This is a genomic window from Embleya sp. NPDC050493, assembly GCF_044458105.1.
In the GTDB taxonomy this organism is placed as follows: Bacteria; Actinomycetota; Actinomycetes; order Streptomycetales; family Streptomycetaceae; genus Embleya.
This window is the reverse complement of sequence record NZ_JBITHP010000042.1, coordinates 27,482-52,428: the sequence shown is the minus strand read 5'-3', so window position 1 is coordinate 52,428 and position 24,947 is coordinate 27,482. Positions and strand designations below refer to the sequence as shown.

General features: G+C 72.4%; 23 protein-coding genes. 4 read left to right on the top strand and 19 right to left on the bottom strand.

Features of this window, described 5'->3' with window-relative positions:
• Positions 1-87: 87 nt before the first annotated feature.
• The 6 genes from ACIBM5_RS43515 to ACIBM5_RS43490 all read right to left on the bottom strand — a co-directional run bounded on the left by ACIBM5_RS43515 (position 88) and on the right by ACIBM5_RS43490 (position 6,911).
• The gene (locus ACIBM5_RS43515) at positions 88-777 is read right to left on the bottom strand and encodes a GntR family transcriptional regulator (RefSeq protein WP_391583648.1); all 690 of its coding nucleotides are present in this window, start codon (positions 775-777) and stop codon (positions 88-90) included.
• A gap of 105 nt (positions 778-882) precedes the next feature.
• Positions 883-1,626, bottom strand: a complete 744-nt coding sequence (locus tag ACIBM5_RS43510; RefSeq protein ID WP_396012223.1) for an alpha/beta fold hydrolase — start codon at positions 1,624-1,626, stop codon at positions 883-885.
• Positions 1,627-1,686: 60 nt separating this feature from the next.
• Positions 1,687-2,808 (bottom strand): 3,4-dihydroxyphenylacetate 2,3-dioxygenase, encoded by a 1,122-nt coding sequence (hpaD, locus tag ACIBM5_RS43505; RefSeq protein ID WP_396012222.1) that lies wholly within the window; start codon positions 2,806-2,808, stop codon positions 1,687-1,689.
• A 127-nt stretch (positions 2,809-2,935) separates the two neighbouring features.
• A complete protein-coding gene (gene hpaE / locus ACIBM5_RS43500) occupies positions 2,936-4,456 on the bottom strand; it encodes a 5-carboxymethyl-2-hydroxymuconate semialdehyde dehydrogenase (RefSeq protein WP_391583645.1) in 1,521 nt (506 codons plus the stop codon).
• Positions 4,453-5,394 (bottom strand): 4-hydroxy-tetrahydrodipicolinate synthase, encoded by a 942-nt coding sequence (gene dapA / locus ACIBM5_RS43495; RefSeq protein WP_396012221.1) that lies wholly within the window; start codon positions 5,392-5,394, stop codon positions 4,453-4,455. Before dapA ends, hpaE begins: the two co-directional genes overlap by 4 nt.
• The gene (locus tag ACIBM5_RS43490) at positions 5,391-6,911 is read right to left on the bottom strand and encodes a fumarylacetoacetate hydrolase family protein (RefSeq protein WP_396012220.1); all 1,521 of its coding nucleotides are present in this window, start codon (positions 6,909-6,911) and stop codon (positions 5,391-5,393) included. Before ACIBM5_RS43490 ends, dapA begins: the two co-directional genes overlap by 4 nt.
• Positions 6,912-7,374: 463 nt before the next feature.
• Here ACIBM5_RS43490 and ACIBM5_RS43485 point away from each other — a divergent pair, with 463 nt between their 5' ends.
• A complete protein-coding gene (locus tag ACIBM5_RS43485) occupies positions 7,375-7,596 on the top strand; it encodes a hypothetical protein (RefSeq protein ID WP_396012241.1) in 222 nt (73 codons plus the stop codon).
• Between the two features lie 14 nt (positions 7,597-7,610).
• On the opposite strand, the gene ACIBM5_RS43480 is transcribed toward ACIBM5_RS43485, so the two are convergent.
• Together ACIBM5_RS43480 and ACIBM5_RS43475 are read right to left on the bottom strand one after the other, a co-directional pair.
• On the bottom strand, positions 7,611-8,849 hold the full coding sequence (locus tag ACIBM5_RS43480; protein WP_396012219.1) for an MFS transporter: 1,239 nt from the start codon (positions 8,847-8,849) through the stop codon (positions 7,611-7,613).
• A 229-nt stretch (positions 8,850-9,078) separates the two neighbouring features.
• On the bottom strand, positions 9,079-9,390 hold the full coding sequence (locus ACIBM5_RS43475) for a chaplin (protein WP_396012218.1): 312 nt from the start codon (positions 9,388-9,390) through the stop codon (positions 9,079-9,081).
• Positions 9,391-9,579: 189 nt separating this feature from the next.
• On the opposite strand from ACIBM5_RS43475, the gene ACIBM5_RS43470 reads away from it, so the two are divergent.
• Positions 9,580-10,791: a GNAT family N-acetyltransferase gene (locus ACIBM5_RS43470; RefSeq protein ID WP_396012217.1), complete on the top strand. Its 1,212-nt coding sequence runs from the start codon at positions 9,580-9,582 to the stop codon at positions 10,789-10,791.
• Between the two features lie 114 nt (positions 10,792-10,905).
• Here ACIBM5_RS43470 and ACIBM5_RS43465 read toward each other — a convergent pair whose 3' ends face one another.
• The 7 genes from ACIBM5_RS43465 to ACIBM5_RS43435 form a co-directional block, all read right to left on the bottom strand.
• Entirely contained in the window at positions 10,906-12,144 is a 1,239-nt protein-coding gene (locus ACIBM5_RS43465; protein ID WP_396012216.1) for a Gfo/Idh/MocA family protein, read from the bottom strand.
• Positions 12,145-12,148: 4 nt separating this feature from the next.
• On the bottom strand, positions 12,149-13,459 hold the full coding sequence (locus ACIBM5_RS43460; protein ID WP_396012215.1) for an alpha-glucosidase/alpha-galactosidase: 1,311 nt from the start codon (positions 13,457-13,459) through the stop codon (positions 12,149-12,151).
• Positions 13,459-14,415 (bottom strand): carbohydrate kinase family protein, encoded by a 957-nt coding sequence (locus tag ACIBM5_RS43455; RefSeq protein ID WP_396012214.1) that lies wholly within the window; start codon positions 14,413-14,415, stop codon positions 13,459-13,461. Before ACIBM5_RS43455 ends, ACIBM5_RS43460 begins: the two co-directional genes overlap by 1 nt.
• A 151-nt stretch (positions 14,416-14,566) precedes the next feature.
• Positions 14,567-15,463, bottom strand: a complete 897-nt coding sequence (locus ACIBM5_RS43450; RefSeq protein WP_396012213.1) for a carbohydrate ABC transporter permease — start codon at positions 15,461-15,463, stop codon at positions 14,567-14,569.
• On the bottom strand, positions 15,460-16,410 hold the full coding sequence (locus ACIBM5_RS43445) for a carbohydrate ABC transporter permease (RefSeq protein ID WP_396012212.1): 951 nt from the start codon (positions 16,408-16,410) through the stop codon (positions 15,460-15,462). Before ACIBM5_RS43445 ends, ACIBM5_RS43450 begins: the two co-directional genes overlap by 4 nt.
• Positions 16,411-16,426: 16 nt before the next feature.
• Positions 16,427-17,743 (bottom strand): extracellular solute-binding protein, encoded by a 1,317-nt coding sequence (locus ACIBM5_RS43440; RefSeq protein ID WP_396012211.1) that lies wholly within the window; start codon positions 17,741-17,743, stop codon positions 16,427-16,429.
• 301 nt (positions 17,744-18,044) lie between these two features.
• Positions 18,045-18,929 carry an endo alpha-1,4 polygalactosaminidase gene (locus ACIBM5_RS43435; RefSeq protein WP_396012210.1) on the bottom strand — a complete coding sequence of 295 codons (885 nt, stop codon included), beginning with the start codon at positions 18,927-18,929 and terminating at the stop codon, positions 18,045-18,047.
• Positions 18,930-19,229: 300 nt separating this feature from the next.
• On the opposite strand from ACIBM5_RS43435, the gene ACIBM5_RS43430 reads away from it, so the two are divergent.
• Complete coding sequence (locus ACIBM5_RS43430) at positions 19,230-19,988, top strand: DeoR/GlpR family DNA-binding transcription regulator (RefSeq protein ID WP_396012209.1); 759 nt, start codon at positions 19,230-19,232, stop codon at positions 19,986-19,988.
• A gap of 36 nt (positions 19,989-20,024) precedes the next feature.
• On the opposite strand, the gene ACIBM5_RS43425 is transcribed toward ACIBM5_RS43430, so the two are convergent.
• The gene (locus ACIBM5_RS43425) at positions 20,025-21,011 is read right to left on the bottom strand and encodes an NAD-dependent epimerase/dehydratase family protein (protein WP_396012240.1); all 987 of its coding nucleotides are present in this window, start codon (positions 21,009-21,011) and stop codon (positions 20,025-20,027) included.
• Between the two features lie 104 nt (positions 21,012-21,115).
• The gene (locus tag ACIBM5_RS43420; protein ID WP_396012208.1) at positions 21,116-22,066 is read right to left on the bottom strand and encodes a polysaccharide deacetylase family protein; all 951 of its coding nucleotides are present in this window, start codon (positions 22,064-22,066) and stop codon (positions 21,116-21,118) included.
• A 272-nt stretch (positions 22,067-22,338) separates the two neighbouring features.
• Here ACIBM5_RS43420 and ACIBM5_RS43415 point away from each other — a divergent pair, with 272 nt between their 5' ends.
• Positions 22,339-23,790 (top strand): aminopeptidase P family protein, encoded by a 1,452-nt coding sequence (locus ACIBM5_RS43415; RefSeq protein ID WP_391583749.1) that lies wholly within the window; start codon positions 22,339-22,341, stop codon positions 23,788-23,790.
• A 177-nt stretch (positions 23,791-23,967) separates the two neighbouring features.
• On the opposite strand, the gene ACIBM5_RS43410 is transcribed toward ACIBM5_RS43415, so the two are convergent.
• Entirely contained in the window at positions 23,968-24,405 is a 438-nt protein-coding gene (locus ACIBM5_RS43410) for a hypothetical protein (RefSeq protein WP_396012207.1), read from the bottom strand.
• Between the two features lie 7 nt (positions 24,406-24,412).
• Positions 24,413-24,925, bottom strand: a complete 513-nt coding sequence (locus tag ACIBM5_RS43405; protein ID WP_396012206.1) for a Clp protease N-terminal domain-containing protein — start codon at positions 24,923-24,925, stop codon at positions 24,413-24,415.
• Positions 24,926-24,947 lie beyond the last annotated feature (22 nt).

Sequence of the window (24,947 nt, the reverse complement as noted above, 5' to 3'; positions counted from 1 at the left end):
GAAGGGCGGGCTCGACAGAGCCCGCCCTTCCTCGTGCGGCGAGTGGCCTCGTGCGGTCCCACGCGAGGCCCGGGCACCGCCGCGCCGCTACGGCGTCCCCGCCTTGGCCTGGTGCAGTGCGGCCGCGGTGGCGATCTTGTGGGCGCACGCCGCCTGTTCGATCACCCGCGGGTCGGCGCCCGCGCCGATCAGGTCGAGCAGGTTCTCGTGCTCGCGCACCGAGGTGCGGGCCCGGCCGGGCACGTAGGTGAAGGTCGACCGGCGCATGTGGTCCAGCCGCGCCCACTCCGATTCCAGCAGCGCGTTCAGGTGCTTGTCGGGGCAATGCGCGTAGAGCGAGAAATGAAACTTGCGGTTGAGCGCGGTGAACGCGGTGGGATCGAAGTCCGCCAGCGCCTCGACCATGCGGTCGTTGATCGCCCGGGCCTCGGCGATGTTCGCGGCGCTCATCAGCGGCGCCGAGATCGCGGTCGCGTAACCCTCCAGGCGGGCCAGCACGTTCAGCGAGTGCTCGACCTGCGAACGGTCGAAGACCGCCACCCGGGCGCCGACGTTGCGCACGATCTCCACCAGGCCGTCGGACTGGAGCCGGCGCACCGCCTCGCGCAGCGGGATGGTGCTGACCCCCGCCTCGCGGGCGAGCTGGTCGAACACCAGCCGGTATCCGGGCCCGTAGGTGCCGTCGAGAATGCGGCTGCGCAGCAGCTCGTAACACATCTCCGACTTGGACGCCTTGGCGGCCTTGCTCGCGGCGGTGGTTGCCTTTGCGGGACTCAACTACGGTCTCCTCAGTCTGGGCCGGACACGGTCGCGGGCCGGGACGGGGTGTCCCGGCCCGGCGGGGTCCGGCGTGGTCCGGTGGGCGTGGTGCGCCGCGGTGGGTCAGTGGTCGAGGACCCGAACGGCCAATTCGCGGAAGAACGGGTTGACCAGAACGCCGTGGTGGTCGCCGGCCATGGCGACCCGTTGGGATCCCGGGGCCAGCGGGAGCAGTTCCCCGGTGCCGTGCGTCATCGCGTCGTCGACGCCGACCACGAACCACGGCGGCGTGCCGCCCGCCCACGGCTTCGGCGCGAACGGAGTGCTGCGCAGGCCCTCGACACAGGTCACGAGACCGTCCGCGCGCGCACCCTCGGCGCGGATCATGCCCGCGATCATCCCGATGAGCGGATCGGCGGACGGGGCGGCCTCGTCGTGCACCGCCCGGCGCAGCTCCGCGACGTCCACGGCGGCGAACGGCTCGGTCGGGCTCAGCCCGCCGAGCAGCACCCGGCCGATCCGCTCCGGGGCCAGCTCGGCCAGTTCCCAGACCAGGCGGGCGCCGAGCGAGTACGCGACGACGTCGAACCGGTCCGCGTCGTACGCGTCGACCACGGCCAACAGGTCCTGTGCCGAGGCGATCGCGTCCACCTCCTCGGCGCTCGTCGGTGCGGGGCTGGCGCCGTGCCCGCGCAGGTCCGGCGCGAGTACGGTGCGGCCGGCATCGAGCAGGGCCCGGACCATGCCCGTCTCCAGCCACGCGCGGCGCGCGCTGGAGCAGAACCCGTGCACGAGCAGCACCGGAGGCTGCTCGGAGCGCTCGGCGCTCGGGTAGGTGGTGACGGCGAGGGGCTGCCGCAGGCGCATCCTACTTCTCCAGTCAGCTATTTCGGATACGATTTCAGATCGTACACCAGGGGCGAATACTCAGAGCTGCGACCCGATCCGGAATCCGTCGCCGGCCGCGTCCCGCGCGAAGGAGAATCCGTCGGCGCCGACGGTCACGTCCGCCTCGTGGTTCTCCTGCCGGGCCAGTACCGGTTGCGGGCTCCCGGCCAGGTCCAGGACCGCGGACGCCTCCGCGTACCAGGACGGCACCACCGGGTTGCCCCACCAGTCCCGCCGCTGGTTGTCCCGCACGTCCCAGGACAGCACCGGGTGGTCGGGATCGCCCGTGTAGTAGTCGGTCGTGTAGATCTCCACCCGATGCAGGTCGGGGTCGCGCACGTACACGTAGAACGCGTTGGACACCCCGTGTCGCCCCGGCCCGCGCTCGATGTGCGCGGACCGGCGGTGGGCGCCGAGCAGGTCGCACACGTGCAACACCTGGCCGCGCTCGTGCGTGCTGAACGCGATGTGGTGCAGCCTCGGTCCGTCGCCGCCGGTCAGCGCTATGTCGTGCACGGTGTCCTTGCGATGCAGCCAGGAGGCGTACAGCGTCTCGTCCTCGCCACGGATGTCCTCGGTCACCCGAAAGCCCAGCTCGCGGTAGTAGCGCTCGGCCCGGGCCACGTCCGGCACCACGATGTTGAAGTGGTCCAGCCGGGCTATCGCGCCCGCGCCGTGCAGGTCGTAGCGCTGGTGCAGCCGCGGCACGTGCTCGGCCTCGTAGAAGAACTCCAACGGGAACCCCAGCGGGTCCAGCACGCGCACGGCCGGCCCGATACCTCGGGTGGCGCCCGGCGCGCGGCGTTGCACCGGCACCCCCAGCGCCCGGTAGTAGCGCTCGGCCACGTCGACCTCCTGCGGCGCGCGCACCCGGTACGCCAGCGCGGCCAGCGCGCCGGCCGTACCCCGCCGCAACACCAGCGAATGGTGCAGGTACTCCTCGAAGGCGCGCAGATACACCGCGTCCTCGTCCTCGTGGGTGACCACCAGCCCGAGCAGGTCCACGTAGAACTCCCGGGACGCGGCCAGGTCGGTGACCACCAGCTCGGCGTACGCGGCGCGCACGATGTCCGGGCAGGGCAGCGCGCCCGGTTCGGGGGCGGGCGCCCCGGGACGGGTGGTGGGCACGGGCGGCAGGGGCGGAACGGACGAAGTCGGCATCGCACTCTCCTCCTGTTCGAGGCGCCGGATTCGGCCGGCGCGAGCGGACCCGGTCACCGGGGCCCGATCCGGAAACTAGCGCTCCGCCACGGGATCGGGCTACGGCCCGGCCGCGTCGGACGCCACGTCACGCGGCACCGAACCGGGCGGTGTGCAGCGGCGCCATGGCCACGTGCACGGCCTGCTGCGAGGTGTAGAAGTCGATCGAGCGGTAGCCGCCCTCGTGACCGAGCCCCGAGGCCTTGATCCCGCCGAACGGGGTGCGCAGATCGCGCACGTTGTGCGAGTTGATCCACACCATGCCGGACTCGACGCTCTGCGCGACCCGGTGCGCCCGGCGCAGGTCGTTGGTCCACACGTAGCCGGCCAGGCCGTAGCGGACCGCGTTGGCCAGCTCGATCGCCTCGGCCTCGTCCGCGAACGGGGTCAGCGCCACCACCGGCCCGAAGATCTCCTCCTGGAAGATCCGCGCGTCCACGGGCACGTCGCAGAAGACGGTCGGCGCCAGATAGTTCCCCACCGGCAGGTGCGCGGGCCGGGTGCCACCCGCGACCAGCCGCGCCTCGCGCCGGCCCACCTCCACATAGGCGAGCACCCGCTCGTAGTGCTCGGGATGCACCAGCGCGCCCACCTCGGTGGCCGGGTCCTGCGGCGGACCCACCACGATGCGCTCGGCCCGGGCGGCGAACCGCTCGACGAACTCGTCGTACACCGCCCGCTCCACCAGGATCCGCGAACCGGCCGTGCAGCGCTCGCCGTTGAGCGAGAACACGCCGAACAACGCGGCGTCGATCGCGTCGTCCAGGTCGGCGTCGGCGAACACGATCACCGGGGACTTGCCGCCGAGTTCCATCGACAGGCCCTTGAGGTGCCGGGCGGCGGAGCCGAAGATCGTCCGGCCGGTGGTGGTCTCGCCGGTGAACGAGATCAGTGGCACGTCCGGGTGCTCGACCAGGGCCGCGCCCGCCTGTTCGCCGAACCCGCCGACCAGGTTGAACACGCCCTGCGGCAGGCCCGCCTCGGTCAGGATGTCCGCCCACAAGGACGCGGACAGCGGGGTGAACTCGGCCGGCTTGAGCACCACCGTGCACCCGGCCGCCAGCGCCGGTGCCAGCTTCCACGACTCCAGCATGAATGGCGTGTTCCACGGCGTGATCAGGCCGGCGACGCCGATCGGCCGGCGGTTGACGTAGTTGAGCTGACGACCGGGCACCTTGTACGCCTCGTCGGTCTGACCGACGATCAGGTCCGCGAAGAAGCGGAAGTTCTCCGCGGCGCGCTGCGCCTGGCCCAGCGCCTGGGTGATCGGCAGGCCGGTGTCGAACGTCTCCAACTCGGCCAGTCGCGCGTCCCGGCGCTCGACCTCGTCGGCGATCCGGTTGAGCACCCCGGCCCGGTCCTTGGCCTGCATGTGCGGCCACGGGCCGGAGGTGAACGCGCGTCGGGCGGCGGTGACCGCGGCGTCCACGTCGGCCGCCTTGCCCGCCGCGGCGGTGGCGTAGGGCAGGTTGGACGCGGGCGCGCAGACCTCGAAGGTGGCGCCGTCCAGCGAGTCGACGTGTCGGCCGTCGATGAAGTGGCGCAGCCGGGTCGGCAGCGCGGTGGGCACCTCGGAGTGCTCGACGGGCGTCGTCGTGGTGGTGCTCATATGGCTTCTTCTCCAAGGGCGGGGTCGGTCAGCAGGTCGAGCCGGCTCTGCGCGAGGTCGGTCACGCGCGCCCGGCCGCGTTCGGACAGCGGCAGCAGCGGCGGCCGGACGAAGTCGGAGCCGATCAGGCCGCGTTGGTGCATCAGCCACTTCGCCGGTGCCGGGTTGGTCTCCACGAACAGCAGGTCCACCAGCGGCTGGACCGCGTAGTGCAGTTCGCGGGCCCGGCCCAGGTCGCCCGCCTGGTAGGCCTCGTACATCTGCGCGACCGCGCTCGGTGCGATGTTGGCGAGGGCGGAGACGAAGCCCGCTCCGCCCAGGGTGAGCACCGGCAGGCACAACAGTTCGATGCCGGACCACACCAGCAATTCCGGACCGGCGGCCTCGATCACCCGGGAGAAGTGCTCGAAATCCTTGGTGGTCTCCTTGATGCCGACGATGTTCTCGTGCGCCCGGAACAGGCGGGCCACGGTCTGCGGATCGATCTCCACGGCGGTGCGGCTCGGCACGTTGTAGATCACCACGGGCAGGTCCGGAAACTCGCGGGCGATCGTCGAGTACCAGGTGAACAGGGCCTCCTGGGTGGGCCGCGCGTAGTAGGGCGTGATGATCAGCACCGCGTCGGCGCCCGCGTCCCGGGCGATCCCGGTCAGTTCCAGGGTCTCGTCCAGCTTGGTCGACCCGGTACCCGGCAGGAACGGCACCCGGTCGTCGATCTCGGCGGCGACCACCCGGATCGACTCGGCCCGCTCGGCGAGGGTCTGCGCGGACGGCTCGCCGGTGGAGCCGCCGAGCGAGATGCCGTGCGAGCCGGCCGCGAGCTGCCAGCGGACCAGGCGGCGCAGCGCGGCGGCGTCGACCGCGCCCGCCGCGGTGAAGGGGGTGACCAGCGGCGCGATCGAGCCGCAGATCAGGGACGGGTCGGCGCGGTACTTCATCGGTGCTCCTCGCGAGTGGTGGTCGGGGCGGTGCTTGCGGCGACGGGATCGGGTGCGGTCGCGGCCCACGCGCGGTAGGCGGGCTCCCAGTCCGGGCCCAGCGGGTACAGTCCGGCCAACCCGGCGCCGGCGGCGACCTGTTCGGCGATGAACCGCTCGCGGGACTCCTGCTCCTCGGCGGCCCGGACGACCTCGGCGACCAGGCCGGGCGGGATCACCACGGCGCCGTCGTCGTCGGCGACCACGACGTCGCCGACCTGTACGGTGGCGCCGCCGCACGCGATCGTGACGTCGGTCTCCCAGGGCACGTGCCGGCGGCCGAGCACGGCGGGATGCGCGCCGGCGGCCAGCACGGGCAGGCCCAGTGCGGCCACGGCGGCGCTGTCGCGCACGGCGCCGTCGGTGATGATGCCCGCGGCGCCCAGGGTCTTGGCGCGCAGCGCGAGGATGTCGCCCAGGGTGCCGGCGACGGCCGTGCCGCGGGCCTCCATCACCAGGACCTGGCCCGGTTCGAGCGAGTCGACGGCACGTTTTTGCGCGTTGAAGCCGCCGCCGTGGGTGGCGAACAGGTCCTGGCGGAAGGGGACGAAGCGCAGCGTGCGGGCGGTACCGACCAGGCGGGTGCCCGGGGTGAGGGGGCGCACGCCGTCGATGCTGACGGTGTCGAAGCCGCGGGCGCGCAGTTGCACGCTCAGCGTGGCCACGGCGACGCCGGCGAGTCGGGTGCGCAGGTCGTCGGTGAGGCCGACGGGGGCGGCCTCGCCGGCGTCGGTTTCCTCGGGTCGGGTGCCGGTGGCGTCCGCGCGGGTGGCCGGGTCGACCCTGGGCGGGGAGCCCCAGGCGGGGAGTTCGGAGCCGGTGAGCACGTCGGTGCGCAGCCGGCCGGTGCTGTGGTGGGGGTGGTCGAGGCTGTCCACCTCGACCTCGATCCGCTGTCCGATCTCGGCCACCGAGGCGCCGGCGGGGGTGCCGGTCAGGATGACGTCGCCGACTTCGAGGGTGAGCAGCCGGGACAGGTCCGCGATCAGTTCGGCGAAGCCGAACAGAAGCGTCGCGGTGGTGTCCTCCTGGACCAACTCGCCGTCCAGCCACGTGCGTACGCGCAGCGCCTCGGGGCGCAGGTCGGCTGCGGACAGCAGGGTCGGCCCGAGCGGGGTGAAGCCGTCGCCGCCCTTGGCCCGGACGTTGGAGCCGCGGTCCGCATAGCGCAGGTCGTACAGGCCCAGGTCGTTGGCCGCGGTCACCCAGCCGACGTGCGCCCAGGCCCGGGCGGGGGACACGCGGCGGGCGGTGCGGCCGATCACGAGCGCGATCTCGCCCTCGAAGCCCAGCAGTTCGACGCCGACCGGCCGCTCGACCGGGCCGGATCCGGTGAGCGAGCTGCTCGGTTTGAGAAAATACGAGGCGTGGTCGGGGACGCGCCCGCGTTGTTGCGCGCGGGAGCGATAGTTCAGGTGCACGGCCAGCACCTTGCCGGGTCGCCGCCCCGTCGCCGCGGTCACCGCATCGTGCGTCACTCGCCACCCCTTTGCGCCTCGGATCAGCGATGCCATCTTGGAACGTATATGATTCCGGATAGAATAATAGAGGTGATCTCGGTTCCACTGTCAACCACCCGGGCGGGCACGCTCGTTCGCGGCGCGTGCGGGTGCGGCGGTGGTGGGATGTGCGAGCGAGGGCGTGCGGGTGAGGCGGGAGGGGCGCGCGGGTTCAGGCAGGTGCGGCGGCGGCGCGAAAGCGGGGACACGTGGGTGAAGGGTGCGCGGGCGGGGCAGGTGGGCGAGGTGGCGCGTGCGGGCGGAGGCACGCGGGCCCCGGTGCGGGCGGCCCGGCCCCACGGCGCCGGCGCCCGGCGCGGGTCGGTGGCGCGGTGGCCGGGTAACGATCACGCGTGACCGCACCCGCGTGCCGACGCCGGTTCGGGTGGCTGCACCGATACGGTCGTCTCGCGTCACCGCCGAGCAGAACGAGGAGATCCACGTGGCTGTCGACCCCAGCGATCCGGAAACGTTCCAGGAAGAGGACGACGACGCGACGGAGCTCGCTGCGGAAACGCCCGAAGCGGACGCCGCCGAGCAGCACATCGACGTCCGAAGGGACCGCGACACACCACTGACCCGCGTCGACCCGGACGCCGCCGACGAGGGCGACGCCGTCGAACAGACCCGGGTCGTCGAACTGGACGAGGACGACTACCGGTAGTTCCGCCCGGCGCCTCAGGGCAGATTCGCGGCCGGTTCCGCCGGCTTCGGGGGTGGTGCGTGCTCCCGGCGCGGGAGCAGCAACGGGGTGGCCAGAAGGAGCACTCCGGCGACTGCGATCGCGCTGCGGGCGCCGGTGACCGCGGCCAGCAGGCCCCAGGCCGCGGTGAGCGCCGCGATGGCGGCGCTCGCGCTGACCGACCAGGCGGTCAGGGTGCGGGCGATCCGGTCCGGGTCGGTGTGTTCGAGCCGGTGGGTGGCCAGCACCGGGTTGAACAGGCCGCAGCAGGTCACCAGGCCGAGTTGGATGGTGACGACTAGGACGATGCCGGGGACGCCGGGCCGCACGAACGCCAGTCCGAGGGGCCAGCACGCGCGCAGCGTTCCGGCGGTGCGAAGCACCCTGTGCCGCCCGAACCGCGCCACCAGCGGGGGTGCGAGGCGGGCACCGAGCAGGCCGCCGACGCAGGGGGACGCGAACACGAGACCGTACTGCCAGGGCGCGTATCCGAGATCGCGCAACAGGAACACGGCCATCAACGGTTCGGAGGCCATGATCAGGCCGTTGACCACGATCGTGTTGAGGAACAGCGGGCGCAACACCGGGTGGGCGAGGATGTGGCGCCACCCCTCGGGCAGATCGCGTGCACGCAACCGCGGTGCGGCGGTCCGCGGTTCCGACCCGCCGATGGAGCGGATGCCCAGCGCCGAGAGCAGGTAGCTGACCGCATCGGCGAGCACGGTCGTCACCGGGCCGAACAACGTGATCGCCGCCCCGCCGAGCGGTGGTCCGATCGTGATCGCGGTCCACGTCGTGGACTCGAATCGGCTGTTCGCGACGAGTAGGTCCGCCGGCGGCACGAGCGTCTTCAGATACGCACCGGCCGCCGCCTTGAAGGCGATGTCGGCCGCGGCGACGACGACGGATACGACGAGGAGTTGAGCGAAGCTCAGCAGCCCGAGCGCGAACGCGGCGGGGATGCTCAGCAACGCCGCGAACCGGATCAGGTCCATCGCCACCATGACCGGCCGTTTACGACGGAACTCCACCCACGGGCCGAGGGGTACCGCCACCAGGGCCCCCACCGCGCGCCCCGCCGCGGCCAGCACCGCCACCTGGGCCGGCCCGGAGTCCAGTACGAGCACCGCGATCAGGGGAAACGCACCGAAGCCGAGCGAGGTGCCGTACGCGCTGACGGCATACGCGGCCCACAACCGCCCGAACCGCCGCCCCAGCGCCCGCCGACCCGCCATCCCCAACGCACCCCTCGCCGAGCCCGAACCCGCTGACCACCGGCATCAAAGCGAGTGTCGGACGGCGAGAGCAAACAACCGATCGACCACGAGGACACAACCATGGGTTGTACCCCGTGCGCCCGTGGGTGTCGGCGGGGTCCGAGACAGCGATCGGGGCTCCGCGGACACACACGCGGAGCCCCGAATACCCGGTCGGGGAGGAGGGCCGAACCGGGGGCCTGGCGGATCAGCCGTGGTGGCCGCCGACCACGTCCGCGCCGTGGTGGCCGGCCTTGAGGTCGTCGTCGTCGTGGTCGCCGTCGATGTTGGCGCAGAAGTTCCCGAACGTCGGGTTGATGAAGCCGGCCACGTCGATGGTGTTGCCGCAGAAGTTGACCGGGATGTGGATCGGGACCTGGACGTTCAGGCCGGAGACCACGCCGGGGGAGCCCACCGCGGCGCCCTCGGCCTCGGCGGCGGCACTCGCGGCACCCGCGCCGGCCATGACCAGGGCGGCGGTGCCGGCGGCCATCACGGTTGCCTTCTTGAACGAGCTCACTGGGGTTCTCCGTATCGACCCTCGCGCCGCCCGGATGGGGCGCGTTCTCGCTGTGCAACGAGGCCGAACGCGCCGGGCAACCGGTCGGTGTCGACGTTCACCCGAACGCGGGGCAGGCCCGCCGCGGCGGGTCACCGGTGTCCCGAAACCCGATGGCGATGCCGACCGGGCCCGGCTAGCGTCACGACGGTGAGCCTCGACATCCGGGAGATCCCCGAAGAACACCTGGACCAGATATTGGATCTCGCCGACCTGGCCTTCCACGAGAAGGATTCGGACGAGAAACGCGAGCGCTACCGCGACGTGTTGAGCAGATGCGACCGCATCGGGGCGTACGACGACGACACCCTGGTCGGCCAGGTCGCCGCACACCGCTTCGCGCTGTCCGTGCCCGGCACCGAACTGGGCTGCGCCGGGCTGGACTTCGTGGCCGTCGCGCCCACCCACCGGCGCCGCGGGCTGCTGGCCCGGATGATGGCCGAGCAGTGGCGCCGGTGCGCCGCGGCCGGCCAGGCGCTGTCCTGTCTGTGGGCCTCCGAGAACGCGATCTACGGCCGCTTCGGCTACGCCCCCGGAACCGAGGGCTACACCGTCGAGATCGACAGCCGACGCCCGCTCGCCCTGCGCATCACCCCGGACCCGCGCCCGCTGCGGCTGATCGACGCGGCCAAGGCGCCGGCCGTGCTCGATCCCGTGTACGAGGCGGCCCGCGCGCTGCGCCCGGGCCGCTTCGCCCGGGACGAGGCGTGGTGGGCCAAGCACGTGTTGGACTCGGACGACGATGACGACGACGAGGGGCCGGCTCGGATCGTCGTGCTCGGCGAGCCCGGTGCCCCCGTGGCCGGCTACGCCGTCTACCACGTCACGGCCGGCACGCCGCGGGTGGTCGAGGTGCGCGAACTGGAGGCCGACAGCGCCCCGGTGGCCGCCGCGCTGTGGGACTACCTCGCCTCGATCGACCTGACCGGCAAGGTGGTGGCCTGGATCCGGCCGTTGGACGATCCGCTGCTGCTGTTCGCGGCCGATCGGGACCAGGTGCGGGTCACCAAGCAGTTCCCGGCGTTGTGGATCCGCCTGGTGGACGTGCCCGCCGCGCTGACCGCGCGCTCGTGGGCGGCACCCGTCGACGTGGTTCTTCAGGTCCACGACCGGGGAGTGCCGGCCAACGACGGCAGGTTCCGCCTGACCGCCGACCCCGACGGCGCGACCTGCACGCCGACCGAGGCGCCGGCCGAACTCACCCTGGACGTACGCGAACTGGCGGCCGGCTACCTCGGCGGCACCCCGGTCGCCCGCCTGGTGGCGGCCGGACTGGTCGTGGAGCACACGCCCGGCGCGGCGGCCCGCCTGGACGCGGCGCTGCGCATCGACCTGTTGCCGTTCGCCCACGAGGACTACTGAGTACCCGCCGCCGGCTCGACGCCGGTCGCGAGTGCGGGTGAGTGGTGCGCCCCGGGTCGCCCGGCCGGCCCGGAGTGGCCGGGCGGGCGACCCGGGGCCTTGGCGATCCCCTCGTCAGAGGCTCGCCGCGGGGCCCGGGGGTGGTCCGGGCGGCTCGTTCTGGTGCGCCGCGAAGTAGCGCACCAGGTCCGGGTCGAGCGGCGGGACCACGGCGCGCACGCCGCCCGCGCGCAGCGAGGTGGTGGCGGCGACTCCCGCGGCCACCGCCTCGCGGGCGGCCACCGGCGAGGTGCGGGTGGGCCCGCCGTCGACCGCGAAGCGCAGGAACTCCGCGACCAGGGTCCGGTCCGCGCCGCCGTGCAGGCCGCCGCCGGGTACCGACTCGCTGCGGTCGGCATCGGCCCGGTATCCGGAACGGCGCAGGTTCCACAGCTTGATCGAGGGGTGGTCGTCCTCCAGGCCGTCGCCGAAGTTCTCCAGCCGGCCCTCGTCCCCGATGACGGTGTAGTTGCGCCAGTAGTCCGGCGTGAAGTGGCACTGCTGGTAGCTGGCCAGGACGCCGTTGTCGAGACGGGTGAGCATCATGCTGATGTCCTCCACGTCGACGATCGGGTTGAGCCCGGTCACCGCCGTCGGCGGCCAGACCTCGGGCGCGAAGCCGTCCTGGGCCCATGCCCGCTCGTCGACCCGGCCGACGCCGGCAAGCACCGGCTCGCGCCGGGGATTGCCGCCGTAGACCGCCAGGTCGCCCATCGCGACCACGTCCCGCGAGTAGCCGCCGGCCAACCAGTGGATCACGTCCAGGTCGTGTGCGCCCTTTTGCAGCAACAGGCCGGTGGTCCGCGCGCGTTCGGCGTGCCAGTCCTTGAAGTAGAAGTCGCCGCCGTGCCCGACGAAGTGCCGGCACCACACCGATCGGACCCGGCCGATCGCGCCTTCGTCGATCAACTCGCGCATCCGCCGCAACATCGGCAGGTGCCGCAGGTTGTGCCCGACGTACAGCCGGGTCCGCGATTGTCGGGCGGTGCGCAGCAGTCGGTCGCAGTCGGACACCGTGATGGCCAGCGGTTTCTCCACGAAGACCGGCACGCCGGCGGCGAGGAAGAACACGCCGGGCTCGACGTGTCGATCGTCGGGGGTGAGCACGAAGACCGCGTCGAGCCGGTCGTCGAGCATGCGTCGATAGTCGCTGTGCACGGCGACGTCCGAGCCGAACAGGTCGACGGCGTCGGCCCGTCCGCGCGCGGCGGGGTCGGCGCAGGAGACCACCCGCGACCGACCCGGCCGATGCGCCTGCACGGCCAGGGCGGCGCGCTGCCCGACCCCGACGACGCCCACACGTAGCTCGTCCATCGGGTCAGTTCCCGAGCGTGGCCCGCAGCGCGGGCTGGAGCAGGTCGCCGTGGGCGCGGGCCATGTCGTCGCACAGGTCCCAGATGCGCTCGACCGGCAGCGCGGCGGCGGTGGCCGGGTCGGCCATCGCGGCGTGCCGGATGTGCCGCGGGTCGTCCTCCAGGGCGGCGCGCACGACCAGGTCGTTCATGCTCAGGTAGGCGCGGTTGAGCGCGGCGCACTGCGCGGGCAGCGCGCCGACCCGGGTGGGCTGTACGCCCAACGCATCCACCAGGCACGGGACTTCGACGACACCGTCGGCGGGCAGGTTGTCGATCAGCCCGTGGTTGGGCACGTTGCCGTAGACCGTGCGCGGGGTGCCGGTGACGATGCTGTGGATGATCTGCGGCGCGTACTCCATGGTGGACTCGACCGGGACCGGCTCGCCCGCGGCCAGCGCCCGACGGGTCTGCTCGTAGGCGGCCATGTTCTCGTCGACGATGCCGAGGTAGGCGCCCACCGGCAGGCGCAGCCGGGTGATCTCGCTGTCGTGGCCCAGGTACCAGGGCACGTATTCGCTGGAGTGCTCGCTGGTCTCGGTCGGGTAGTAGCCGAGCCGGCGGTACATGTCCACCCGGACCCGACGCCGCAGTTCGGCGTCCTCGGCGATCAGCGCGTCCAGTTTCGGGTACAGGTCGGCGCCGTTGTGTTCGAAGCGCAGCACCCAGGCCTGGTGGTTGACGCCGGCGGCGCGGTAGTCGACCTCCTCGTACGGGACCCCGACCAGGTCCGCGAGGCCCTGCATGGTCCAGTAGACCGAGTGGCACAGGCCCACCACGCGGGTCAGGCCGGTGGCGCGGGTGAGGTAGCCGACGTTCATCGCCATCGGGTTGGTGTAGTTCAGCAGCCAGGCGTTCGGGCAGATCTCGGCGATGTCCTCGCCGAGCGCACGCAGGACCGGGAAGGTGCGCAGGGCCCGGAAGATGCCGCCGATGCCGAGGGTGTCGCCGATGGTCTGGCGCAGGCCGTAGCGGGCGGGCACCTCGAAGTCGATGCGGGTGGCCTCGCGCATGCCGACCTGGATGATGTTGATCACGAAGTCGGCGCCGACGAGTGCCTCGCGGCGGTCGAGGTGGGTGCTGATGTGCGGGTCCGCGCCGCGTTCGGCGGCGATCAGGCGGGCCGCGCCCTGCGCGGTGGCCAGCCGCTCCGGGTCGATGTCGTGCAGTGCGATGTGCGCCTGCCGCAACTCCGGGAAGGCGAACAGGTCGGCGAGCAACCCCTGGGTGAACACGACGCTGCCGGCGCCGACGAAGACGATCTTGGTGCGGGTCATCACTGGTTCTTTCCGTTGCGGGCGAGGGCTGCGACAGCCTCGTCCCAGGTGGGTTGGGCCGGCGTGCCGCCGTGCGCCCGGGTGGACAGGGCACCGCACGCGGCGGCGAATTCGAGGGCTCGGGCGGGTGATTCGCCGCCGAGCAGGGCGGCCAGGTAACCGGCGTCGAAGCTGTCGCCGGCGCCGACCGTGTCCAGCGGCCGGGCCGGGATGCCGCGGGTGCGCAGCACCGTGCGGCCGTCGTGTGCGAACGCGCCCTCGCCGCCGTTCTTGACCACCACCGTCGGGCCGTGGGCGGCCAGTTGCGCGGCGGCGTCCTCGGGGGTGCCGGTGGTGAGCAGGGCCAGCGCCATCGCCTCCTGGGCGTTGGGCAGCAGGATGTCGACGACGGGCAGGACGGCGGCGAGCCCGGCGGGGTCCCAGCGGCCGGTCGGGTCGTCGTTGGTGTCCAGCGAGGTACCGGCGCCGTGCGCCCGGGCGATGCCCAGCAACTCGGGCAGTGCAGCGGCGAGTTCGGGCATCAGGAAGTAGGAGGCGGCGTGTACGTGTCTGCTGTGCGTGAGCAACTCCTCGGGTACGTCGTCGGGTCCGGTGGCGGCCAGGGTGCCGGCGGCGGTGAGGATCGCGCGGTCGCCGTCGCCGCGGGTGAGCACCGTGGTCAGCGGCGTCGGCAACCGCGTGTCCGTGCGCAGCGCGGCGGTGTCGACGCCCCGGGCGGTCAGCGCGGCGCGCACGAAGCGGCCTGCGTCGTCGTCGCCGACCCGGCCGGCGATGGCCACGCGCAGTCCCAGCCGGGCCGCGCCGCACGCGGTGATCGCGGCGGATCCGCCGAGGGTGAGCAGGCCGGTGGGCACGAGTCGTTCGCGTTGCCCGTAGGCCGGCGGCTCGTCGAGGGGACCGAGGACGACATCGGGATTGGCGTCGCCGATGACGAGAAGGTCGAAGGTGTGCGGCATCGGGCTTCCTGGGTGCGGGTGGTGCCGGCGAACTGCCGGGCCGGTCTGCGGCGCGGTCGAGCGCACCGATCGGTCAGCGGTGGTCGTACGGGTCGGACGGCGGCGCCGTCGGGGCGGGTGTCCCCGGGAGGGTCGAACTCCCGTGACACCGCTATCCCTTGAGCCCGCTGGAGGTGATGGACTGGATGAACGCCTTCTGCGCGCCCAGGAAGGCCAGCAGGACCGGGAGCACGGTGATCACGTTGCCCGCCATCACGGCCGACCACTGGGTGTGGTGCTGCCCCTGGAAGGTGGTCAGGCCCAGTTGCAGGGTGTACTGGGTGTCGTGGTTGATCGCGATCAGCGGCCAGGTCAGGTCGTTCCAGGTGGTCAGGAAGGTGAGTACGGCGACGGTGCTCAGTGCGGGCCGGGACAGCGGCAGCACGATCAGGAGCAGCACCCGCAGCCGGGAACAGCCGTCGATCCAGGCGGCCTCCTCCAGTTCCCGGGGCAGCGACAGGAAGAACTGCCGGAGCATGAACACCGCGAACGGCGTCACCAGGGACGGGATGATCAGCGCGCCCAGCGTGTCGATCAGCCCGAGCCGCTTCATGATCAGGAACGTCGGGATCATGGTGAGCTGGAACGGGATCGCCATCGTGGCCAGCATCGCCACCATCAGCGCCCGCGAACCCGCGAACCGCATCCTGGCGAACGCGTACCCGCCCAACGCCCCGAAGACCAGGTTGGAGGCCACCGCGACCGCCGAGACGATCAGCGAGTTCATGAACCAGCGCGGGAACATCGCGTTGCCCAGCACGTAGCGGTAGCCGCCCAGGTGGATCCCCGAGGGCCACAACGCGGGTGGGAACCGGTTGATCTCCGCGTTGGTCATCACCGAGCTGAGCGCGAGCCACACCAGCGGCAGCGCGAACAGCAGGGACAGCGGCGCGAGCAGCAGATGCCACGGGCTGAACGGGAGCAGGCGGCGCCGGCGCGAGCCCGGCGTCGGGCGCGCATCGTCGCGCGGACGGGCGACCTCCACGGGTGCGGCGGTGGTCGTGGTCATCGTGCGGCCCCCTCGACGGCGGCGGGCCTGCGACCGCGTACGAACCGCATGCCCACTCCGATCACCAACAGGGCGACGGCGAGCACGTAGGCGGCTGCCGCGCCGTAGCCGGCGGTGAAGTTCTTGAACGCCTGCTCCCAGATGAAGTAGACGATGACGGTGGTCGAACCCAACGGCCCGCCCTTGGTGGTCACATAGACCAGGTCGAAGACCTGTAGGGCGTTGATCGTCTGCCAGAGCAGCAGGAAGACGGTGACGGGTGTGAGCGTGGGCAGCACCACGTGGCGCAGCAGTTGCCATCGCCCGGCGCCGTCGAGACGGGCCGCCTCCAGCAGCGAGGGCGGCACGTCCTGGAGCGCCGCGAGGTAGATCACCACGCAGAACCCGGTTCCGCTCCACACCGAGATGGCCACCAGCACCAGCAGGGCCTGTCCGGGGTCGGTGAGAAAGCCCTGCCGGCCGATCCCCAGTGCGTGCAGGACCGAGTTGGCCGCGCCGAACTCCGGGTCCAGGATGAAGGAGAACAGCACCCCCTGGGCCGTCGCCGAGATGATGAACGGCACGAAGATCAGCGTGCGGTACACGCCCACCAGTCGGATCCGCCGGTTCAACACCAGGGCCAGGAACAGCCCGAAGGCCATGCTCAGCGGCACGTACAACACCGTGTACAGCAGCGTGTTGCGCACGGCCTGGCTGAAGTGCGGGTCCTGGGTCAGCGCGTCGTAGTTGTCCAGGCCGACCCAGCGACTGGGGGTGACCAGGTCGTCGGCCCGGAAGGAGAGCAGCAGCGACCAGACGAACGGCACCACGCTCAGACCCAGGATGACCACGACGGCCGGAAGGATGTAGGTCCACGCGGTGGCCGACTCGCGCCGGCGTCTGCGGCGCAGCGTGCGCCGTTGTCGATCCTGGTCCGAGAGCGTGAGTGGAGCGGGCAGTGACGACATGAGAGGGCTCCTCAACTCAACGCGGGATCACGAGGGCGGCCTTGGCCGCGGCGGCGCAGCGGTTCAATGCCCGGGTCGGACTGCTCTTGCCGAGCAGCACGGAGACGATGGCCTCACCGAGCGCCATCGAGATCTGCGGGTAGGCGGGATGCACGGGACGCACGCGCGCGGTCTCCAGGGCCTGGGTGAACACCTCCAGGCCGTCGGTCTGCGCGGTGTGCTCGCGCCACTCGGGCCTGGCCTCGCTGTTCCGGCTCAGCGGCAGGCTGCCGGCCTCGACGTCCCAGCCGACGTCCTGCTCGGGCTGGATCAGCCAGGACACGAAGGTGCGCGCCGCCCGTACCCGGGCGCTGCCGTTGTCGAAGACCGTCCAGGTGTCCGGCGCGCAGATGGTCATCGGCCGGCCGCTGTAGGTGGGCAGCGGTACCACGTGATAGTCGATCTCCGCCTGGGCGATGTCCGGGATCTGCCACGGGCCGGTCAGCACCATGCCCATCCGGCCCGATGCGAAGACCTGGTACATCTGTTCGCTGCCGGGCTTGGGGTCGATGTAGACGCTCTTGCTCCGGGCGAGCGCGTCCACCGTCTCCAGCGCGCGCGCCCCCACGTCCTTGAAGCCGATGTTGCGACCGTCCTCGGCGACCACGTCGCCGCCCAGGTCCCACACCATCGGCCACAGCCGCCACACCGTGTCCTCGTCGCCAACGCCCGGCCAGCCGGTGCCGAAGACGCCGCGCTGGGCGTCGGTCAGCCGTTGTGCGGTGGCCAGGAAGTCGTTCCAGGTCCAGCCCGGTTGCGGCAGCGGGATGCCTGCGTCCTGGAACAGCCGCTTGTTGCAGATCACCGCGAGCGCGTCCATCACGGCGGGTGCCGCCCGCACCCTGCCGTTGATCGTCACCGCCGCCCTGGCGGGTTCCCAGTAGTTCTCCCACGGGTTCGGGCCCGAGCGCAGGCTCTCGCCCAGGTCGACCACCTTGGGGCTGCGGGCGACGCCGGCCAGGTCGGACCCGAAGATGTAGGCGATGTCCGGGTAGGAGCCGGAGGCGAGGGCGGCGGTGATCTTCTGCAACATCGCGTCGGCCAGGACGCCGCCGCCGAGGTCGACCCGGATGCCCGACTGGGCGCGGTGGAACTTCTCCACCAGGGCCTCCAGCGCCGCGCGGCCGGTGTCCGTCTGACCGTGCCACATCTCGATCGTGACGCGCCCGTCCGTACCCACGCCGTCGTCGGTGCCGGCGCACGCGGACAGCGCCGCGGCGACCGCGGCACCGGCGCCGACGCGCAGCACGCCGCGGCGGGAGAGACCTGCGGGATGGTGCCGGCCGAGAACCACTGGACCTCCAGGAGACTTCGAAACGCGTGAGGCGGGCTCCCCGGTGCGCGCGGACGCGCACCGGGCGAGGGAAGGGGCCACTCACGCCGGGCGGATACGGGTGGAGGAGAGGCCGCGCAGGCGATCGGATCGGCGGGCGCGGGCGGGCCCGGGGACGGCGAGCGGGGCGAACGCGGGCCCGGGACGCATGCCGTCGGCATCGGTCGGGCGGGGCGCGTCCGCGGCGGGCACGCGGCGGCCGGGCCCGCGGCCCGGCGGCTGCGCACGAACGGTGCGCGCCGGGCCGCGGGTGGTGGGCGGATCAGCAGGTCTTGCGCACGTACTTGCTGTTTCCGACGGGAGTCACGTCGACGTCACGGCGTATGACGCTGAGCTTGTCGCCCCACTTGGAGCAGGCGTTGGACAGGCCCTTCGCCGTGTACTCGATCACGATCACGTTGTTGCCGAAGTACTTGGTGTAGTCGTTGCACTCGTTCCACTGGCCGCATTCCTCGGCGACGGCGAAGTCGAGCCCCAGCGCCGTGCGGTTCTCCGCCAACTCGGCCGTGTTCTTCTGCGCGATCGCCAATCCGCGTCGGTGCGCGTGGGCGGACAGCAGCGCGATGTAGTCCTGGGCGTTCGCGTCGGTGAGCAGGTCCTCGGAGCGGGTGAAGCTGTCGTAGTTGTCCGGCTCGACGGCCTGGAAGCCCTTGTTCGCGCATTCGTCGATCAGGGCGTCGACCTTGTCGGCGACGGCGGCACGCTTCTCGGGGGTGCGCAGGTCGAGCAGGGCTTCCTTCCATTTGCCGTCGTAGACGATCGAGTCGTCGGAGCGGCGCAACAACAAGTCGGCGGGCCAGTCGCCTTCCGCCTTGGGCTGGGCCTGGAAGGCGTTCACGTAACAGATGTTGTAGAGCCCGGGGGCCGGGGAGGCGCCGTGGTCGCGGGTGACCACCCCGACTCCGGTCGGCGGGGTGTAGGCGCCGCCGATCTGGTAGTCGAAGTCGGCGTGCGCCGGCGGCAGGGTGATCGCCGCGGCCTTCGCGGGGGCGGCCGCGCTCGCCGTGCTGCTCGCCTCGGCGCCCGAGTCCGCGCCGGTGTTCGCGTCGGCGGACGTCGAGAGGAACAGGGTGCCCGCGATCGCCGCGGTGGTCGCCGCGACTGCGGCGAAGCGTCGGGCCGATCTGCGCGGGAGGAAGGTGTTCATCATCGAACTCCAGATGCGGAGGATACGTCCCCGCCTCGGAGGTCCACAGACATCGCGGACATCCTGGCGACTTTGTCCGGGCTTGCGGCTTCATGCCGCCTACCGGCTGGGCGTACCTTTGACGCCGATTGCACTGCCCTCGGCGTCGCAGCAGTAAATCGAGCAACATTCGTCATGTCAAGGGATCGTCTTTGCGCAGGGCGCGCACGGCGGTTGTCGCTCGCGGCGCCGAAATATCGCGCATCGAAGCCGTTCCGGGAATCCGATGACTGCGCGAATGCGCACGGATATGCTGCGCGGATGCTGAGAACTGAGCGCCACGCGCGCATCCTCGAACACGTCTCCGCGAAGGGGAGCGTGAGCGTCGAGGAGCTGTCCGAGGTATTGGCGGTCTCGGGAGCCACGGTGCGGCGCGACCTCCAGCACCTGGACGCGATGAACCTGCTGCGCCGCACCCACGGCGGCGCGTCCGTGGGCAACATCGGCCTGGAGACGCCGATGCAGTACCGCAGCGAGCGCCGCCGACCGGAGAAGCTGGCCATTGCCCGGGCCGCCGCCGCGCTGGTGCCGGCCAAGGCCGTGGTCGGGCTGACCGGAGGATCCACCGCCACCGAGATCGCCCGCATCCTCGCCGACCGCGGACCCGTCACCATCGTCACCAACGCGGTGAACATCGCGGCCGAGATGGTCCTGCACAAGGACGTCACACTCGTCGTCATCGGCGGCACCGCGCGCAACGAAAGCTACGAGCTGGTCGGCCCGATCGCCGAGAAGACCCTCGCGGACTACTTCACCGACGTGACCTTCCTGGGCGTGGACGGCATCAGCGCCGCGCACGGCTGCACCACCCACGACCAGCTGGAGGCCGCCACCGACCGAGCCTTCACCGACCGCAGCGGTCACACCGTCGTGGTGGCGGACAACTCGAAGATCGGAAAGGTGACCCTGGCGCGGATCTGCCCGCTGAGCCGGATCGGCCACCTGGTCACCGACCGGGACGCCGCGCCGGAGGAACTGGCCGCGATCGAGGAGGCGGGCGTCGCGGTGACCGTGGTGTGAACCGGGCGCGGTGCGGGGCACCCGTTCGGCCGGCCGCTACCCCAGGGCGTCCAGCAGTTCGCGCTCCCGGGCCGGGGTGAGGCCGGTGCGGCGGGGGCGGTCCAGGCCCTGTTCGCGTTCCCAGCGCAGGGTGTCGGCGAGCAGTTCGGTACGCGGGCGGTGCCGAAGCCCCGCGGTGCGCGCGGCCGTTCCGGTGCGGGCGGACCAGCCCGCATGGTCCGCCGCGACCATCCACATCGCCAGCGAATCCGGACCCATGTACTCGGCCACGCCCTGCGCCAGCAGCCACTGTGGGTCGGCGGTGACGACCGGGCCGCGGTGTCCGCCGACGGTGCGGGACAGCGCGATCCAATCCGCGAAGGCGAGCGTGGGGCCCACCGCGTCGTAGGTGCCGACGGTGCCGGCCGCCGCTGCCTCCAGCAGCCAACCGGCGAGGTCGCGGACGTCGACGACCTGGGTCGGCGCCGCGGGCGAGTCGGGCACCAGCATCGGGCCGTGCGGATCGCGTGCGGCCCGCCCCACCCAGTAGCCGGACCGGCCGCTGTGATCGCCCGGACCGCCGATCAGGCCCGCGCGCGCGATCAGCAGTCGCCCGCCCACCGCGTCGTGCGAGGCCCGCTCGCAGGCCACCTTCGCCTCGCCGTACAGCTCGCGATCGACCTGGCCGAGCGTGGTCGCTGCCAGGAGATCGGCGGATTCGTCCGCTTCCGGCACGGCGTGCGCGGCGTAGACGTTGATCGAGGAGACGTAGCTCCAGTGCCGGACCCGATCCGCCAGCGCGTCGAGCGCGCCGCGCACGAAGTCGGGCTGCCAGGACACCTCGACGACCGCGTCCCAGTCGCGATCGAGCAGCGGCGCGTACGCCCGGGGATCGTGTCGGTCGGCGGCCACGAGCACGGCTCCCTCGGCGGGTGCGCCGCTTTCGCCGCGTGCCAGGCAGGTCACCCGGTGGCCGCGCTCGATCGCCTGTCGGGACACCTCACGACCCACCCACGCCGTACCGCCGAGTACCAGGATCTCCATCCCGCCACTCAAGCATCGTGCGTAGCGAGGGGCCAAGAGGGTTTCGCCGAGGGCGGATCCGCCCCGGGGCCGCCCCGGTCCCGGGGCGCAGCGCCACCGTGCGGCTACAGATAGTCGTCCAGGCGGGCGAGGGCGAAGCCCTGGCGGGTGACCGTGTCGACGACCCGGCGCAGCATCTGGGTCATGTCGCCCTGCCACTGCCCGGGGCCGCGGAAGTGGGTGAGGATGATGTCGCCCGGCTTGAAGACGTGGTCGTAGCGATACTCCATGCGGTCCGGGAACGCCTCCTGGTTCCAGATCGGGAACGCGACGATCCCGCAGGACTGCGCGGCGTACAGGGTGTCCTCGTTGAACTCCCCGTACGGTGGCCGGAACAGCCGGGGCGTGCTGCCGATCTCGCGGGTCAATTCGTCCTGCTGGCGGCAGATCTCCCGCTGCTGGTCCGCGTAGCCCAGCTTGCGCAGATCCGGGTGGTTCAGCGTGTGGTTGTTCACCGTCACGCCCTGCTCGTGCAGCCGGCGGAAGTAGCCGTAGTCCTCGCGCGCCAGGTAGCCGCTGACGAACGCGCTGAACGGCACCTTGAGTTCGCGGGCCATCCGGGCGAACTCCGGGTCCTTCTCCGCGCCGTCGTCGACGGTGAGGAAGACGACCCGCTCCTCGGTGGGCACCCGGTGGACCACGGCCGGCAGGTCGCCGTAGAGCTTCACCCCCGGGCCGGGCCGCAGCACCGGGCGGGTGGCCGGCGGCGCGGGGGCCGCGATCGGTACGGCCGCCAGGCCCCACTTGCGCGCGGCGGCGGTCACGGCGGCGCGTTCGCGACGCGTGGCGGCCTCGCGTTCCGCCAGGTCCGGGTGCGCGCCCCGGGCCTGCCCGCCGCCCTGCCCGGGCGGCTCGGCCGCCGCGTGCCCGGGCGCCGCCCGGTCCTGCGCCGCCACCCGCTGCGGCGCCTTGACCGGCACGGTCGCCGAGTCCGCGCACCCGGCGACGGCGAGACACAGACACAGGCCCAGCGCGACACGGCAGCGGGTGAGCACTCGCCGCGAGCGGGACGTCATCGAATCCACACAGCCCATGGCGGCGTCTGGTGCCCATTCCCACGCCGATCCGAACCAGGACATTCGTTCGATCCGCGCTCGCGGGCAGGTCGATCGGCATCCGGCGGGTGCGGGCGTGCTCCGATCGGGTCGGCGGGCATCCGGGGCCGTCCGCCCCGCCGTGCCGGTGGCCGGAGGGGGGTCGGCAAGAATGGGCGCCTACACACGATCGGGCGGGCACACGATGCCCGCCCGATCGCACCGTGACCAGGAGTCGAGCCGAGGAGGCAGGCGTGGGTGCCGAGAACGGGCAGTCCGCAGAGCAGGCGCAGCCGATCAAGCAGCGCAAGAACGGCCTGTACCGGGGCGTCTCGGAGGAACTGGCCGCGAACATGCGCGCCGGCTGGGCCGACACCGCGCGCGAGGACCTCGCGCCGATCGAACAGGCCCCGAACGCCGCCCGCCGACGGGCCGCACTGTCGGCCCGCTTCCCGGGCGAGCGCCTGGTGATTCCCGCGGGCAATCTCAAGACCCGATCCAACGACACCGAGTACCCCTTCCGGGCGGCGAGCGAGTACGCCTACCTGACCGGCGACCTGACCCAGGACGGGGTCCTCGTCCTGGAACCGGTCGCCGACGGACACGACGCGGTGCTGTACCTGCTGCCGCGCTCGAACCGGGAGAACGGCGAGTTCTGGCTGGACGGCCAGGGCGAGCTGTGGGTCGGCCGGCGGCCCGGTCTGCGCGAGGGCGAGGCGCTGTACGGGCTGCCGTGCCGCGACGTGCGCGAGGCCGCGGCCGAGGTGGTTCGGGCCGGCGCGGACGTGCGCATCGTGCGCGGGCACGACGCCGGGCTGGAGGGCGCGCTCGGCGACCGGCTGAACGCCGACCGGGACGAGGAACTGCGGGTCTTCCTGGCCGACGAGCGGCTGGTCAAGGACGAGTTCGAGATCCGCCAGCTCCAGGCGGCGGTGGACTCCACCGTGCGCGGCTTCGAGGACGTCGTGCGGGTGCTGGACCGGGCCGAGGCCACCTCCGAGCGCTACATCGAGGGCACCTTCTTCCTGCGGGCGCGGGTCGAGGGCAACGACGTCGGATACGGCTCGATCTGCGCGGCCGGCCCGCACGCGACCACGCTGCACTGGGTGCGCAACGACGGCCCGGTGCGCGCCGGCGACCTGCTGCTCCTGGACGCGGGGGTGGAGACGCACACGCTGTACACGGCGGACGTGACCCGGACGCTGCCGATCACGGGCCGCTTCACCGAGCTCCAGCGGCGGATCTACGACGCGGTGTTCGCCGCGCAGGAGGCCGGCATCGCCGCCGTGCGTCCCGGCGCCAAGTACCGCGAGTTCCACGACGAGGCGCAGCGCGTGCTCGCCGAGCACCTGGTCGCCTGGGGCATCGTCGAGGGGCCGGTGGAGCGGGTCCTGGAGCTGGGCCTGCAGCGCCGGTGGACACTGCACGGCACGGGCCACATGCTCGGGCTGGACGTGCACGACTGCGCGGTGGCGCGCACCGAGTCGTACGTGGACGGTGCGCTGGAGCCGGGCATGTGTCTGACGGTGGAGCCCGGGCTGTACTTCCAGGCCGACGACCTGACGGTGCCCGAGGAGTACCGCGGTATCGGGGTGCGGATCGAGGACGACATCCTGGTCACCGAGGACGGCAACCGGAACCTGTCGGCCGGTCTGCCGCGGGCGGCGGACGAGATCGAGTCGTGGATGGCGCGCCTGCGCGGCTGACGCGGGTGCGCACCGCAGGCCGCCTTCCCCGAGGTCCGAGGAGGGCGGCCTGCGGCGTGTGTTCCGCAACGTCGCCGGCAGTTGCGGGAGTTGCCCACCTCGGGGGCAACCGGCGGCCCCGGGGCGGGTGTCGGGCCGCGGTGGGGCCGGTCGGCGTCGGGCGCCCGCCGGTCGGGATCAGGATTCGGCCGCACCGGTGCGGGCCAGGCGTGCCTCGATCTCCTCGCGGATCGGCCGATAGAGCGCGTCGGCCGCGTGCATGCGCGCCGCGCAGTGCTCCCAGGCCCGTCGGGAGCGTTTCCCGCGGCCCGGGATCAGGTCGTAGCGGCGCAGCCGCACCTGGCGAACGTCGACCATGAGACCGGACCTGGTGCGGATTCCGTGTGCCCGGCGGACCTCGGCGTCGGCGGCCCGCAGTTCGGTCTCGAAGGTGTCGTGGGCCCACCGCCAGAGGGTCTCCTCGTCGTGGGTGGCGGGGACGACGGGGTTGCGGCCCGCGCGGTGCTCGACGACGGTGTAGAGGGTGAACTCCAGTCCGTCGGGCACGTGCACCCACGACAGGGTGTCCCACGGCCTGGGGACGGGTCGGAAGGTCGTGCGATGCACGACGGTCATCGGGTTCTCACCGGCCGGTGCGGTTCTCGTCGCGGACGCTCGCCCGGGCGGTCGCGATCAGGGTCGGGCGGTCGATCTCCAGGTTGCGCAACACGCGGGCGGCCGTGCCGTGTTCGAGTTCGGCGACGGCGATCAGGACGTGCGCGGTGCGCAGTTTCCCGGGGCGCTCGGCCTTGGCGATGGCGACGGCCCGCTGGAACACCTCGTTCGCACTGCCCGTGGCGCGGTAGGGCCCGCGCGGGGCGGGGGCGGGCGGAGCGGCGGGGAGCGCGTCGGCGTCGATGCCGACCGAACGCAGGGCCGCGGCATGGGTTTCGGCGAGGGCGCGGCGTACGTCCTCGATCCCGGCGCCGGAGCCGGCCAGGGCGGTGCGGGCGGAGTCGTCGGGCAGGGTGAGGGCGGCCAGGAGCAGGTGCTCGGGGCCGGGGGATTCCTCACCGAGGGCCCGGGCCTCCTCCTCGGCGGCGGTGAACAGGCGCTTCATGGCGCCCATGTCGTGTATTGCGCTGCGAATACCCACGGTCGTTCTCCTTGCCGGTCCG

What these genes read in the sequence shown, in the direction of transcription:
- ACIBM5_RS43420 (WP_396012208.1), bottom strand. Translation starts at nt 22,066, where the DNA reads ATGACGTCCCGCTCGCGGCGAGTGCTCACCCGCTGCCGTGTCGCGCTG.
- ACIBM5_RS43480 (WP_396012219.1), bottom strand. Translation starts at nt 8,849, where the DNA reads ATGGCGGGTCGGCGGGCGCTGGGGCGGCGGTTCGGGCGGTTGTGGGCC.
- ACIBM5_RS43435 (WP_396012210.1), bottom strand. Translation starts at nt 18,929, where the DNA reads ATGAACACCTTCCTCCCGCGCAGATCGGCCCGACGCTTCGCCGCAGTC.
- hpaD (WP_396012222.1), bottom strand. Translation starts at nt 2,808, where the DNA reads ATGCCGACTTCGTCCGTTCCGCCCCTGCCGCCCGTGCCCACCACCCGT.
- ACIBM5_RS43430 (WP_396012209.1), top strand. Translation starts at nt 19,230, where the DNA reads ATGCTGAGAACTGAGCGCCACGCGCGCATCCTCGAACACGTCTCCGCG.
- dapA (WP_396012221.1), bottom strand. Translation starts at nt 5,394, where the DNA reads ATGAAGTACCGCGCCGACCCGTCCCTGATCTGCGGCTCGATCGCGCCG.
- ACIBM5_RS43450 (WP_396012213.1), bottom strand. Translation starts at nt 15,463, where the DNA reads ATGACCACGACCACCGCCGCACCCGTGGAGGTCGCCCGTCCGCGCGAC.
- ACIBM5_RS43425 (WP_396012240.1), bottom strand. Translation starts at nt 21,011, where the DNA reads ATGGAGATCCTGGTACTCGGCGGTACGGCGTGGGTGGGTCGTGAGGTG.
- ACIBM5_RS43460 (WP_396012215.1), bottom strand. Translation starts at nt 13,459, where the DNA reads ATGACCCGCACCAAGATCGTCTTCGTCGGCGCCGGCAGCGTCGTGTTC.
- ACIBM5_RS43455 (WP_396012214.1), bottom strand. Translation starts at nt 14,415, where the DNA reads ATGCCGCACACCTTCGACCTTCTCGTCATCGGCGACGCCAATCCCGAT.
- ACIBM5_RS43465 (WP_396012216.1), bottom strand. Translation starts at nt 12,144, where the DNA reads ATGGACGAGCTACGTGTGGGCGTCGTCGGGGTCGGGCAGCGCGCCGCC.
- ACIBM5_RS43510 (WP_396012223.1), bottom strand. Translation starts at nt 1,626, where the DNA reads ATGCGCCTGCGGCAGCCCCTCGCCGTCACCACCTACCCGAGCGCCGAG.
- hpaE (WP_391583645.1), bottom strand. Translation starts at nt 4,456, where the DNA reads ATGAGCACCACCACGACGACGCCCGTCGAGCACTCCGAGGTGCCCACC.
- ACIBM5_RS43445 (WP_396012212.1), bottom strand. Translation starts at nt 16,410, where the DNA reads ATGTCGTCACTGCCCGCTCCACTCACGCTCTCGGACCAGGATCGACAA.
- ACIBM5_RS43410 (WP_396012207.1), bottom strand. Translation starts at nt 24,405, where the DNA reads ATGACCGTCGTGCATCGCACGACCTTCCGACCCGTCCCCAGGCCGTGG.